Source organism: Streptomyces sp. NBC_00691 (assembly GCF_036226665.1).
In the GTDB taxonomy this organism is placed as follows: domain Bacteria; phylum Actinomycetota; class Actinomycetes; order Streptomycetales; family Streptomycetaceae; genus Streptomyces.
On the sequence record NZ_CP109007.1, the window covers coordinates 139,156 to 152,094 of the forward strand.

The window sequence follows — 12,939 nt, forward strand, 5'->3', positions numbered from 1 at the left end:
CCCTCCGTGAACGGGAACCCGGTCGGGAACGGAATTCCCGACCGGACTTCTTCAGATACATCACGTATACGGCGGAACTCTCGTTCCGGCCTGACCTCCGACTGCCCCGTGTTCGCAACTCCACACATCTGCGCTTTCGGTTCGGGCCGGGACGGCCGCCTTTCTGCGGAGGTGAGCAGGTTCCCCGCCGCGGTACGGCCACCGCCCCGGTCCGCATACGGCTACCCGCAGCATCCGATTCCACCGGAAGCAAGAGCAGCACCCTTCCCGGCATGACGGTGGCCGCCCGCACCCCTTCGATCGGGGGCGGGCGGCCACCGTCATGCCGACCTGAACTGTGCCAGGAGCGGCGTGCTACCAGCGGTACCAGCGGCCACTGCTGTTCTTCGGCCGGGCAACGAAGCCGATCAGCCAGATCACCAACACGGCGATCGCGACCCACCAGAGAACCTTCACCGCGAAACCGGCACCGAACAGAAGCAGAACGAGCAGAAGAACAAGAAGCAGGGGAACCATAGTTATCAACCTCCGAAGCATCGGATGCCCTGACACCCCTCACCCATGCATAGGTTTTTCAGTTGTTTCCTATCGACGCAGATGGGCATAGCGCACGCCCGGCTCCTCACTCCCCACTCCCCGACTATCTGCCTTTTCCGCTGCGTCGTGCCTCGGTCCGATTGACCGCCTCGGGGAACCGGGGGAGATCTGACGCCGATGAGCCGCGCGGGTTTGGGCCTCGGAATCGTGAGCAGGCGGTGGTCACGACCAATCCGGTACTACACGAGGAGGTCCCCATGTCGGGCACCGAGAAGGCCAAGGCACAGGCCGAGCAGGCCAAGGGCAAGGCCAAGGAGATGACAGGCCGCGCACTCGGCAACGAGCGGATGACCGCCGAAGGACACGCCGACCAGGCCAAGGGCAACGCCCGCCAGACCAAGGAAGACGTCAAGGACACCCTCCGCCGCCCCTGAACCGCACACCCCGCCACTGGGCCCCGGCCAATGCCCCCGGTCGGGGCTCAGTCGTGTCCCCGGCCAGGTGCCCCGCGCCTCTCGCCGAGACACAGCTTCCCCGGCTGCCCCGGGATGGCCGTACATTGGATGTACATATGTGCCTGTCAGTCGGCCCGGCCGGCGGATTGATCAGCTCGGGTGACAGCCGTTCTGCACGTTTCTTCGCACACGCAGTCCACCTCTCACAGATGAGATCGATACGGCTGGACCCGCGCGAGCGCATGGCCGACAGCTGCCGCTGTCAGCGGCGGCCCGTACACCGAAGCAGAGGGCCGGGAGCCACCCGCACCCCATCGATGGGGCGAGCTCGACGAAACGGCGCTGGGCCTGCTCTTCGGGAGGGACAGCAGCGGAGGCCAGCCCCTCGAGGAAGACGCCGAAACGTGGGTCGCGCGTGTCCGCCACCGGTCCCCAGACCGCTAGCCTTCTCGCCTCCTGGTCCGCCGGGTACCGGTGCCGCAGCGTGGGCTTGATGTACGGCGGAGCAGCCAGTCCAGGTCGGGGAGCCGGGCTGCGGCGTACTCGAACTCGGGGATCCGGGCGAAGTCGCGGTCGAGCGGGGCCCGGGCGAGCTGCTCGGCCTTGGCGGCCCGCAGGTACTCCAGCGGCACCGCACGCGAAGCGACGTGGCGCAGTCCGCCCCTCCCCCTCCGACGAGCGCGGCCGTCTCCCGGCCGAGCGCGGTCGCCGGGCCGAGCCCGGTGAGGACGGCCTGCACCGGTGGGTTCCGGTTCCTCAGGACCTGATCGCCCGGCCGGGGGCCTGCGGCCACCATCGCGGCGAACGCCTCTTCCTCCGCCTCGCGCCACCGCGCTCCCAGCAGCTCGTGCAGACGCAGGTCCGCGTCCGGGCTGCTTGCCGCCGCAAGGCCGGAGGGCCCGGCTCCGCTGCGTGCGGTGCCGGGCCCTACGGTGGGGCGGGGACGAGGAGCCCGGACACGGTGCGCGACGGTAGGCGTTGGCGAGGCTGCAGAAGTCCGCCCGAGATCACTCGCACCCCGGTCAGGCACCGTGCAACGGGATCAGCCCGGACTCGTGCGCGGCAACGGCAGGCACCACCTTGCTGGTCAGCCGACGCGACATCCCAGAACGCCCCACCAGCGGAAACTGCTGCACCTGATCCGCTGTCACTGACTGCGTCCGCGGCGACGAAACCCGCGCATCGCCCCCGATCCCGGCGACGGAACCCCTCGCTCTCGTAAAGATCGTAGGATCCGTACGGATTTGACAAAGTCCTGCTAGGTCCGTTTCTGAGTGAAACAGGTGTCCGCACACGAATCGACGACCGTCCTCCAAGCCGCGCGTTAGGGGCTGGTCCCGATCGGCCCCGTCCGTATCCGGCAGGGAGTTCGCTACCCGGCTCGGGCAACTGCTGCGGATCGCCCAGCTCCAGCTCGACCAGACTGACGACACGTCGGTAGCCGGCTGAGAGCAGAAGCGCTGTGGCGTCCTGCTCGGAGAGCATGGCGTTCGCACCGATCACTGCAGTCCGCGCCGTGCCATGCTTTTCGACGAGCTGGCGGATCCGCTCTTCGGCCCAGCGCAGCATGGCTGATCCGATGCCCTGGTCGCGATGCTCGGGCAAGAGGTAACCGTGATGCAGATACAGCCACGTATCGTCTCGCTCCTGCCACCACCGGATCGTCGAGTAGCCGACGACGCTCCCGTCGCGCACCACCAGAACCTGGTTCCTGGACGGCTCGTCCGGCTTGGCAGAGGTCTCGGGATCTCGGCGGCTGTCGGGAGCCCTTCCACGACCGAACGGGCGTCGACCTGGGCCCGTTCGGCACTTTGCAGCCGCACCGCGGCCATGGGGCCGTGGTCCCCGTCGCCCCGATTCGGCCGGAACCCGAAGCCGGCTGACCTCGTTGACCGCGTTCCAGATGCCGAGGGCACCGCCTCCGACGGCGAGGACCGGAGTGCGCATGCCGCGCCGCTGACAGTCTCGCAGCAGGCCGGCCCCGGACCCCGACGACTCACGGTAGCCATCCGCGATGGCGATCAGCTCCTTGGTGCCGTCCGCGCGCACGCCCATCACGACCAAGCCCGCGGCCTTCGCCTGCTCCAGCGGCGCCTTCACCTCGACCGTCCCGGCGGCAGTGGTCACCTTCGCGGCTGCTCATAGCCGTTGCGGCCCACCAGACGGCGTCCGCTCTCGTCACGCTCGTCCGCCAACTCGGCTATGTGGGCGTTGACTTCACCCCCCAGTGCGGCGGCAGCGCGGGAGAAGTTCAGAGTGTCCGCTCCGCGGATACGTGCGAGGAGAGTCTCGTGCAGCCGCGGGAAGACGCCGGCTTCGGTCCACTCCGCCAGGGGCGCCGGCAGGTCATGTCCGACCCGAAGCCCAGTTCCTGCGGGAGATGTTCCCGGGGGATCCCGGTGCGCAGCACGAACAGGATGCCCTGGAACACCAGCCGCCGCTTTCGCCCCGGATGGCGGGCCCGACGCTCCACCCTCGGCAGGAGCGGCTCGATCATCGCCCAGAGCTCATCATTGACGATCACTCCTTGACGCGTCGCAGCGCGGCACGTATCTGCCCGGCTCTCCTGGTGCCGAGCAGGTCGAGCACCGCCTCCACGACCTGCACTCCCTGCTCGGCGAGCACGGCGGCGGCCTGGTCCGCCGGAAGCGGATCGACCTGCTCAGCCAGGCGCTCGGCGAGGTCCGTCTCACGGCGAGGTGGTGGCAGTTGAGCACGCTCGGGTCGACGGGAAAGCGCCTGGGGAGCCATGGCCGGGGCTTCAGGGGTGGAGAGTTCGGGGGCCGCGAACCCTGGCAGCGTATGCCCGGGAGGCCACGTGCTGCGGTGCACCAACGCCGAGGCGACGACGCACAGCCACGGAGCCCACGCACCCGAGAAGAGCAGCGGCGGTCCCCCGGCGAAGGCGAAGTGCACCGCGCGCCCGTCGGGTGACGGCGTGATCGACAGCAGTCGCCCCATCTCGTACACCTCGGCTCCTGTTCCGAAGAACCCGATGAGCCGCTGGTCGGTGAGCACCACCCGGATCTCCCCCTCCCACCGCCACTGGAGCGCGGCCATCTGCTCGGCCTGGCGCCGCACCTTCGCGTTGTGCATCTCCCCTGTGACGATCCCGAACGCGGTGAAGAGCGGACCCCCTTGCACGGCGTACCCGCTCGCGTACTCGACCGTCGTGCCGTAGAAGGCGTGACACCCCACCATGATGTCCGTGTACTGGTACTCCCCCTGCCAGGCCACGACGGTCGGCTGCACCGGCGCAAGCACCTCCCCCGCCGTCAGCCTCCCCACCAGCTCCCGCACGGCGGCGTCAGGGGACCGCTCTCCCTCCCGCCGTCTCCGCAGCCACCCCATGGCCCTACCCCCGCCCTATAAGCCCGGCAACGTCCGCTCGCTCATAGTGCCGCACCTCGCTCCGCATCCGCAGGGGGATGCGCGGGGAGACGATTCGTTTCACGCGCCAGCGCGGGGCAGAGCAGGAGCCTGGGGGGACGGGTGGGCGGGATGACACCGTGCTTCGCGCTCTGGACGGCCATGAGCGCTTCGATTGCTCCGGCGGCGCCGAAGGGATCGCCGAGCGCCGCTTTGAGGGTGGTCACGGTGGCGCGGCCGAAGACTTCACCGATGGCGTGTGTCTCGGCGACGTCGCCGACCGGGGTCCCAGTGGTGTGGGTGTCGATGTGGCTGATGTGTTCGGGGGCCAGGCGTGCTTGCGCGAGGGCTTTACGCATGGCTGAGATCTGGCCGGAGCCGTCGGTGGCGGGGGCCGTGATGTCTGCGGGCTATCAGCAGTATCCGCCGGCTCTCGTCGTCATCGATCTCCGCGAACACCCACTCGCTCTGCCACCCGCATGGCTTGGCGGCCCGATGCCGTCCGAAGCGTCAGGTTCAGGAGGAATCTTCGGAGTCGGCTGCCGCGAGCGGCTTGCCTTCGACTCCTGACCGTGTGACGCCGTCGACTGCCACGCAGATGCCGAAGACACGATCGCGGCTGGTCCAGCCATTGATGTGGCCACGGTTATTGCTGATCTGCACCCGCTTCTTGGCGGGGTCCACAGACGAGACCAAGTGCAAGTAGACCGTACCGGCGACACGGGCGAGGACGATGTCCCGGACCTCCAGCTTCGACGGGTCGACCGCTGCATCACCCCACCGATTTACTTCCCCGTCTCCACAGGCGAGGCGAACCAGGCGAGTGCCTGCCTCCCAACGGGATCGCAGGGGATCCACGCCCCCGGAAAGTACGACAGCCTTCGAGGTGCCCCCACCGCCTGCGGTGGGGGAGGCGCGGTCGCGGCCCTTGGTCCTGAACCCCGCCCCTCCCCCCTTCGGCGGACACGCCCGGACCCCGTCCCCACGTACCCGCCCGGCTATGCCGGGGTCCGCATCACCCGACTACGACGAAGCTACGGCCCCTGTGCTGGGGGCGAACCCGCTCCCCCGCTCGGCGAACACCCTGATCGCGGCACCCATGAACTCCGCCAGCCCCAGGTGGTAGGAGTCGTGGAAGGCCCTCATGGCCTCGTCCTCGGCGTAGAAGAGCGACATGCCGACGTAAGCCTGCCTGGAGGGGACGTAGAAGCGGCAGACGATGTCGAAGTGCCTGCGGACGAGCCCCTGGATCTGCTGGTCCCCAGGCAGGGACCCGCCCTCCAGGGAGGCGGTGATCTCCCGGTACAGAACGTCCCAGTCCTGGTGGGTCTGCCCCCTGTCCACGTGCTCCCAGTCATTGGTCGAGGCAAGGCTCTTCGCCTGCTCCTCTGCCAGAGCGCGACGGCACTCGTCCTCGTCACTGTTCCCCACGGCACTACTCCCCATCGTCTCCTCGCCTCCCCGGTGAACCCGAGAGGCCGCCGACACGTCGACACCGGCCGACCGCCGGTGATCAACTGCCGGACCAGGCCGAACGCTGACACACGGCCATCCCGGCGACAAACCATTTCTCGACCCCGCACCGCTTTGTCCTGGTCAGCCGGCGACGGCGGCCGCAGCTCGAACAGCGAGCCGCCGGGCAGGGCGCTCGGCCGCTCGACTCGGATTCCCGGGAGCCCGTGAGCGCGTGCGACATGCCGCGCACCGGGAAGGGCTGATCGGGGCAACGTCCGGGCGACGATCGCAGGGCGACGTCGACGCGGCTCACCGGACGAAGACGGTCCCCGTCGGCCGTAGCCGCTGGGGTTTCCGCGCCGGCGCGAGCCGGTCGGGGAACCCACCGCATGAACGCCTGGGTAGGACCAGTCGCGCCTTTCATAGAGCAGCGGGAAGCTCGGTGAAAGGCGCGCGGGACAGATACGGATGCGGCGCTCAGCCGCCCACCTCGCCGGCGTCGATACGCCGACCACGCGAAGCATCCACCACGATGGGAATCCCGTCCGGGACCTGCCCCTCCAGCCGGTCGAGCAGGGACTGTACCGGCGGGAGTTCTCCCGGGTTACGCACCTGGATGTACATCGTTCGCGAATTCATGTCGACACTCGTCACGGACGCGCCCGGTTCGTCGGCGAGCCACTGCTGCGCCGCCTCCCTGGTCCGGCCGGTCCAGACGTTGAGCAGCAACGTGGCCACGGTGTTGGCCGTGAGCGGAACGAACACGACGACGAACAGCAGGGCCATGGCGACAGAAGCCCTGCCGGCGGGGTGCCCGGCTGCCTTGTCGGCCTCCGCGGCGTAACCGAGCGCTGCGAAGACCACCATGCCGGCGAAGACCAGGGCGAAGAGGTTCGATACGAAGAGCGCCAGAGCGCCCAGCGCCAGCCATCCCGACAACTGCCCCAGGCACACGCCGACCACTACCAGAGGCGGGACGAGGGAGATGGCGATGGCGACGCCGGGCAGCACGGCCGCGACGTCCCTGCGGGCCAAGGCGATCGCCCCGGCGAACCCGGTTGCCAGGGCGGCGATCAGGTCCATCAGGTCCGGCGACGTGCGTGAGGAGATCTGGCTGTTCGACAGCAGGTCGTAGTTGCTGGGCAGAACCAGCGACATGACCACCCCGATCGCGATCACCAGCAGGCAGGCGAGGAGGACGACCGTGACCGATCCGGTGCGCCGGCGCAGCACCGACCCGAGTGCGATGCCCATGATGGGCGTGGAGAGCGGGGCGATGATCATGGCGCCGATCACGGTCGCCGTCGAGTCGGTGAGCACCCCGCCGGCCGCGATGATCGAGGACAGCGTCAGCATCGTCCAGAAGGCCGACCGCTTGGACGTGGTGTCCCCTGTCGACAGGATCAGCTCCTGTGTCAGTTCGTCCAGAGAGCGGCGTTGGGAGGCCGGCAGAACACGGGCGCGAACCTTGCTCATCATGTACCCAAATAAACACGAGCCGGAATATTTGGACGGGTAGGACACAGGTGGATGATGTCGGCCACGGCTGCGCGGAGGGTCAGCTCCCACCACTACATGCCGCGCCCGCACACCATGCTGATCGTGGTCCCCGTCGACAACGAAGTCCCTCTGGGTCCTGCTGAGGGTGACACCATCTCGTTGCCATCCGTGGCTCCGGTCAGGTTCGAGCCTCTGTAGCGGCAGCCCTGCACCAGCGGCACAAGCAGGCAAGGGCACGGGGCGACGACCGTCTTCGGCCTCTCGTGGGGGCCTGAGGGCCAGGCGCGGACGAAGTTCTCGGCCTGGGATCCGCCAAAGTCCCTCATCTCTTCGCCGGTTCGGCGCGGCACTGACGCCGGGTCTGTCGGATGGGTCGCTGCTCATGCGCGACGGGCGATCTGGGTCGGCCCTGACTGCGCGCCTCTCACGGGCCTGACAGACTCTGTCCTGGCACGCTGCTTTTCTGAATGAAGTCCTGTTGTAGCAAGGGGGCTCCTGCGGCGAGCAGGCACTGGACGCACGGGGCATGGGGATGCGGCGTGAGCGTGAATTCATCGGGTACGGGTACCGCCGATGTCGGGGACTGTCTGCAGATCGACTTGCTCGGGCCGGTCCGGGCTCGTCGGGGCGTCGCGTCGCTGGCGCTGGGCCCGGCGAGACGGCAGGCGGTGCTTGCCGCTCTGGTCCTGCGCTCGCCGGACTTCGTGACATACCAGCAGCTGTTGGACGACGTCTGGGGGGCCACTCCCCCGGGCACCGGCCACCGGGTCCTGCCCAGCTACGTCTACGCGCTGCGCAAGACTCTGGACGAGCCGGGCCCTCAAGAGGGCCGGTCAGTGATCCTTGGGCAGCGCGGCGGCTATCGCCTCGTGCCCAGTGGGGTCCGGACCGACACTGCCGAGCTCGCCATGGAGGCTGGGAGCGCCCAGCGGGCGAAGACCGCCGGCGACCTGGATGCCGCACTCGATCATGGCAGCAGGGCCCTCGGTCTCTTCCGTGGCGAGCCTCTGCCCGGTCTGCCGGGTCCGCTCGCTGTTGTCGAGCGACTGCGTCTGGTCCGGCAGCGGCGCGCGCTGCTCCAGGACCGGGCGGAGTGTCTGGTGTTGCTCGGTAACTACCCGGCCGCGTTGGATACGCTCCTGTCGACGCCCCTCTCGCAGCCGCACGATGAGCCGCTCGCCGCCCTGCGGATGCGTGCCCTGTACGGCAGCGACCGTCAGGCCGAGGCGCTCGCCGTCTACGCCGAGACACGCCGCCGGCTCATCGACGAACTGGGCGTGGAACCCGGGGAGGAGCTGCGCCGTGTACACCAGGCCGTCCTGCGCCGGGACGATCTGCCGTTGCTCGGCCGGGATGTACGTCCGCGTCCAGCCGCAGCCTTCGATCCCCAGGGAACCGCGGTCCAGGACTCCTCGTCCGGGCGCTCGGCCTGCGGTGACCGAGACGGCCACGCCGGCAGAGCTGGCAGGCCTGGCGATCCTGCCGGGTCCGATCGCACCGGCCTGCCCGATCGGGCCCGCCCTCGGCGCCGTCGCAACGAACTTCCCGGCGACATCGCCTGCCTGGTCGGGCGTGAAGAGGAGCTTGCTCTCCTCACCACCCCCGTGCCTCCGGACGCGGTCTGCGTGATGACGGTCGATGGCACGGCCGGAGTGGGTAAGACCGCGTTGGTGGTGCGTGCCGCCTGGACGCTCGAAGACGTCCATCCCGACGGGTGTCTCTTCGTGGATCTACACGCATACGGCGCCGCCCACGAGGAGGTCCCCCCACAGCGGGCCCTGCGCCGGATGCTCCGTGCTCTTCGCGGTGAGGACGACGTTCCCCCGGATCTTGCGAAGGGTCCTGACGGACCCGATGGCGTCGGAGACGCGGCAGACGATCTGGCAGATCTTGTCTCTGCCTGGCGCGCCGCGACCAGTGGCCTACGGCTGCTCCTGGTGGTGGACAACGCCCGCAGCGCCGAGCAGGTGCGCCCGCTGGTGCCGGCCGGACCGGGCAGTCGGGTCCTGGTCGTCGGCCGTCAGCGCCTGACCGGCCTCGACGCCGACCTGCGGCTCACGGTGGAGCCGCTGCGGGCGGGGGCTGCCGTCGAACTGCTCCGCGAGCTCGTCGGGGAGTCCCGGGCCGACGGCGAGCCCGAGGCGGCGCGCGAACTCACCCGGCGGTGCGGCGGACTGCCCCTGGCACTGCGGATCGCCAGTGCCCGGCTGCAGAGCCGCCCGTCCTGGACCCTCGCCTTTCTCACCGACCGGATGTCCGACGACGGGCGCGGCCTGTCCGAGCTGCGGGCCGGGGATCGCAGCGTGGAGGCCGCCTTCCGGGTCTCGTACGATCAGCTTGCCCCTGAACTGCAGCGTGGATTCCGCGCGTTGGGAACGAATCCCACCACCCGATTCGACCCGCTCACGCTCGCCTCGATGCTGGGCGGCTCTCGCGAGGGGGCAGAGGATGTCCTGGAGGATCTGGTCGACGCCAGCCTGTTGCAGCAGCCACATCCTGGCCGATACCGGCTGCACGATCTCGTCAAGGCGCATGCGCGGCGCGTGGCCGGCGAGGCGCCCGAGGAAGCTGCCGCGGACCGCGACGCTGTCTTGCACCTCTACATCGCGGCAGGCCGCATGGCCAGCGACTGGGGCCCAGGCGGCTTTCCCCCACTCGCCGGCGGCGTGGCCGGCTCCAGCTCGGCCGCCGCCTGTTCGCCCTTCGCCGGATGGCGGGAAGCATCGGCGTGGCTGAGATCCATGGGCGGCCAGCTCGTCGATGTCGTAGCCTTCGCCGCCGCCGGCGGCCATGCCGACCAGGCAGGGCTGCTCGCGGAAGCCTTCGTCGACCACCTGGCTGGACACGGTCACCACCACGAGTGCCGCACCGCTCTGGAACTCGCCCTGGCGTGCGCCGATGCCGCGGCCGACCGACGGATGCCTGCGGCACTGCGCAATTGCATGGGTGTCCTCGATGTCTACCAGGGACGGTTCCGGCAGGCAGAAGCATGGTTCGCCGAGGCCCTGCAGTGCAGCCGCACGGAGGGCGACCTGCGAGAAGAGGCCCGCGCCATCGCCGGGACGGGCCTCGTGCTGGGGCAGGTGGGCAACACTGACGAAGCGCTGTCCGCTCTGACGAAGGCGGTGAAGCTGGCGACCGGCCTCGCCGACGACTGGCTGACGGGGGTGTCTCAATGCAACCTCGGCTCCCTTCACCACCAGCTGGGACGCCACGAAGACGCACTCCGGCACTACGGCACCGCCCTGGCACTCGCGGAGAAGAACGGCCGCCCCAGGACGATCAGCAGCACCCTGTGCTTCGCGGCCGACACCGAGCTGGCGCTCGGCCGGCACAAGGTGGCAACGGACCTGCTGAGGCGGGCCGCGGGGCTGGCCGGTGAGGTCGAGGACCTGCCCCTGCGCGCAGCGGTCCTGTCGCGGCTGGCTGCTGCGGAGCACACCCGGGGCGACCTGCGCTCGGCCGTCGACCTCCACCACCAGGCGCTGTCGACCCTCACCCCGCACGCAAGCACATGGTTGGAGATGGGGGTGCGTATCCGACTCGGCAGCACCTACGCGGCGACGGGCCGTCACACCGACGCACGGAAGGAGTTCCGGGCCGCCCTAGCCTTGCCCGGAGCCGAGGACCACGCACACGAGTACGCAATGGCATGTGAGGGGCTGGAAGCCACAGGCGCAGTCCGGCGGCCCGCCGGCCACACTCCTGAACTGGCGATGCCACACAAAGACGCGGCGCGACGAGATCCGTGAGCGCGTCAGCCTGACCTCGCGGAATCTCTCGGCAGACGAAGCGGCCGGCTGCGCAGCGCCCTGGAGGACGGCGTTCCACCAGCGGTGCGCCGCCTCGGTCTCATGCATACGCGCCGGTGCTCCGCGGCAGGATGCCGTGGAGCACCGGCTCCCATGCCCTCAGGGGGCGAAGGAGAGCATGCGGGGCTCGTGCCGGGCGTCGTCGCCGCTCAGGCCGGCGGGCGTGATCACGAGCCGGTCACCCACGTAGGCGTTCTCCCCGACGGCCCCCATCCCGAATTCGACCCTCGCGGTGGAGGCGGGGAGCCGCAGCACGTCCTTGATGGTGTCCACGCCGCCGGGACCGACCCGGAAGACCCGGCCGGGCTTGCCGTTCGTGCCCAGCTGGTAGACCATCCCGGTCCTACCCGGTCCGACGCGCAGAGGGTAGTAGCCGTACGAGGTCCCCTCGTCCTTCACGCCCCAGAGCAGCTTCCCGGTCCCGAGGTCGTAGGCACCGACGCGGTCGGTCCCGCCGAGCAGCACGAGCCCTCCTCCGACGACGGCCTCCCGGCATGCCTGGGCGTTGCCACTGGTGTCGATGGAGTCTCCGCAGTGCTTGAACCCCTTCGGGCGGGGGTCGATGGTCCTGCGGACCTTTCCGTCGGGCCCGAGGGCGACCACCCGCCAGTCCTCGGCGTGGGTCTCCCGATGCGCGGTGGTGATCACGGCCGGTGAGACGGACAGCACCTGGCCGATCCTCCGGCCCGGCTCCGTCCGGTGGCGCCAGCGAACCTTGCCCGTGGCCGGATCAATCTCCCGTACCTGGTCGTACGCCTTCTCCATCGAGTTGATCGCGCAGTCGGCGAGCACCAGGAGCCTACTGCCGCCCGCCACTCTGCCGGGGTAGCACTTCCCCGGGTTCTCCATGGGGATCTCGTACAGCTTCCGCCCGTCGGCGACCTGGTACGCGAAGGCCTTCATGCTCTGGACTATCGCGAAGGTGCCCCCGCTGATCGCGCTGTCCACCGTGATCGTGCCGTCCCCCGAGCCCGTCTCGGTCAGCTGCTCGTGCCAGCCGGCCCTGCCGGTACGCAGGTCGATCATCCGGAGCTGGTTGCACCGCGCGCCGGTCCAGGCCTCGACGTTCTGCAGGACGATGACGACCTTGCCCTCGGGTGTCGCGTTGACCGGGGTCTCGCAGACAGGGGTCGGAAGGTCGACGCTCCACAGCTGGGCGCCGTCGCTGAGCCGGTGGGCGACGACCTTCTTGTAGATCGCCTGTACGACGGTGTCACCGACGATCCAGAGGTCCTCGGTCGGGATGTTGCGGCGGGGCAGGTCGGTGCGGTCGTCGACGATCCAGGCACCGGCCTCGCCGGCCCGGCGCTGCCGCGCGATCTCCGCGGTGGTGGGGATGCGGGACGGCGACGGGGTGGGGCGGGCGCTCGCCCTCGGCGGAGGCGCGGCCGACGGGGCGTCGCTCTCCGCTCCAGCGTGGCCCGACGGGGCGCGGTCCGCTCCGGACCGATCGCCCAGGACGTACGCGCCGGCACCGAGGAGCAGCAGCGCGAGGACCGCTGCGACCAGCGGCCGACGGCGTCGGGGTGGGCGAGGGGGCGGCGTCCCGTACCCCTCGGGCGCGTACGGATTATCGGGCACAGGCCAAGGCGGTGGGCGGTGTTCGTACCAGGGGTCGTGCGACTGCGACATGCGGTTTCCCTTTACAACAAGGCGGGCGGCCGCCCCGACACGCTGGGCGCCGAGGAGGGTTCTGAGCGATGGCCGGTGCGGTCGGGTCCGCATGAGCCCATGGCTGTGGCAAGGCTTTGTGGAGCCGCTTGGTCGCCCTGTGGGAGGTCGGCAAGCGCGGGATGTACGCCGCGTCGGGT

At 69.8% G+C, this 12,939-nt stretch carries 11 protein-coding genes and 2 pseudogenes; 2 read left to right on the forward strand and 11 right to left on the reverse strand.

Annotation, left to right across the window (positions count from 1 at the left end):
- Positions 1 to 354 precede the first annotated feature (354 nt).
- Positions 355 to 516: a hydrophobic protein gene (locus tag OG392_RS00750; RefSeq protein ID WP_329274281.1), complete on the reverse strand. Its 162-nt coding sequence runs from the start codon at positions 514 to 516 to the stop codon at positions 355 to 357.
- Positions 517 to 794: 278 nt separating this feature from the next.
- Between OG392_RS00750 and OG392_RS00755 the strand changes: the two genes are divergently transcribed.
- Positions 795 to 971, forward strand: a complete 177-nt coding sequence (locus OG392_RS00755) for a CsbD family protein (protein WP_329274283.1) — start codon at positions 795 to 797, stop codon at positions 969 to 971.
- A 461-nt stretch (positions 972 to 1,432) separates the two neighbouring features.
- Here OG392_RS00755 and OG392_RS00760 read toward each other — a convergent pair whose 3' ends face one another.
- The 9 genes and pseudogenes from OG392_RS00760 to OG392_RS00800 form a co-directional block, all read right to left on the reverse strand.
- The gene (locus tag OG392_RS00760) at positions 1,433 to 1,624 is read right to left on the reverse strand and encodes a hypothetical protein (RefSeq protein WP_329274286.1); all 192 of its coding nucleotides are present in this window, start codon (positions 1,622 to 1,624) and stop codon (positions 1,433 to 1,435) included.
- Between the two features lie 295 nt (positions 1,625 to 1,919).
- Complete coding sequence (locus OG392_RS37485) at positions 1,920 to 2,690, reverse strand: GNAT family N-acetyltransferase (RefSeq protein WP_443055045.1); 771 nt, start codon at positions 2,688 to 2,690, stop codon at positions 1,920 to 1,922.
- A gap of 183 nt (positions 2,691 to 2,873) precedes the next feature.
- Positions 2,874 to 3,089 (reverse strand): annotated as a pseudogene (locus tag OG392_RS00770) (IS256 family transposase); the annotation flags it as partial.
- Positions 3,090 to 3,232: 143 nt separating this feature from the next.
- Positions 3,233 to 3,489 (reverse strand): annotated as a pseudogene (locus OG392_RS00775) (transposase); the annotation flags it as partial.
- A 23-nt stretch (positions 3,490 to 3,512) separates the two neighbouring features.
- Positions 3,513 to 4,244, reverse strand: a complete 732-nt coding sequence (locus tag OG392_RS00780; protein ID WP_329274289.1) for a hypothetical protein — start codon at positions 4,242 to 4,244, stop codon at positions 3,513 to 3,515.
- Between the two features lie 140 nt (positions 4,245 to 4,384).
- Entirely contained in the window at positions 4,385 to 4,762 is a 378-nt protein-coding gene (locus OG392_RS00785; protein WP_329286997.1) for a hypothetical protein, read from the reverse strand.
- Positions 4,763 to 4,877: 115 nt separating this feature from the next.
- A complete protein-coding gene (locus tag OG392_RS00790; protein ID WP_329274292.1) occupies positions 4,878 to 5,045 on the reverse strand; it encodes a hypothetical protein in 168 nt (55 codons plus the stop codon).
- A 339-nt stretch (positions 5,046 to 5,384) separates the two neighbouring features.
- Positions 5,385 to 5,792: a TipAS antibiotic-recognition domain-containing protein gene (locus OG392_RS00795; protein WP_329274295.1), complete on the reverse strand. Its 408-nt coding sequence runs from the start codon at positions 5,790 to 5,792 to the stop codon at positions 5,385 to 5,387.
- A 501-nt stretch (positions 5,793 to 6,293) separates the two neighbouring features.
- Positions 6,294 to 7,340, reverse strand: coding sequence for a TIGR00341 family protein (locus OG392_RS00800; RefSeq protein WP_329274297.1), 1,047 nt, complete (start codon positions 7,338 to 7,340; stop codon positions 6,294 to 6,296).
- A gap of 515 nt (positions 7,341 to 7,855) precedes the next feature.
- Between OG392_RS00800 and OG392_RS00805 the strand changes: the two genes are divergently transcribed.
- Positions 7,856 to 11,068: an AfsR/SARP family transcriptional regulator gene (locus tag OG392_RS00805; protein ID WP_329274300.1), complete on the forward strand. Its 3,213-nt coding sequence runs from the start codon at positions 7,856 to 7,858 to the stop codon at positions 11,066 to 11,068.
- 159 nt (positions 11,069 to 11,227) lie between these two features.
- On the opposite strand, the gene OG392_RS00810 is transcribed toward OG392_RS00805, so the two are convergent.
- Positions 11,228 to 12,709 (reverse strand): outer membrane protein assembly factor BamB family protein, encoded by a 1,482-nt coding sequence (locus OG392_RS00810; protein ID WP_329274302.1) that lies wholly within the window; start codon positions 12,707 to 12,709, stop codon positions 11,228 to 11,230.
- Positions 12,710 to 12,939 lie beyond the last annotated feature (230 nt).

Coding starts and splice junctions, on each gene's coding strand:
- OG392_RS00750 (WP_329274281.1), bottom strand. CDS start 516: ATGGTTCCCCTGCTTCTTGTTCTTCTGCTCGTTCTGCTTCTGTTCGGT.
- OG392_RS00755 (WP_329274283.1), top strand. CDS start 795: ATGTCGGGCACCGAGAAGGCCAAGGCACAGGCCGAGCAGGCCAAGGGC.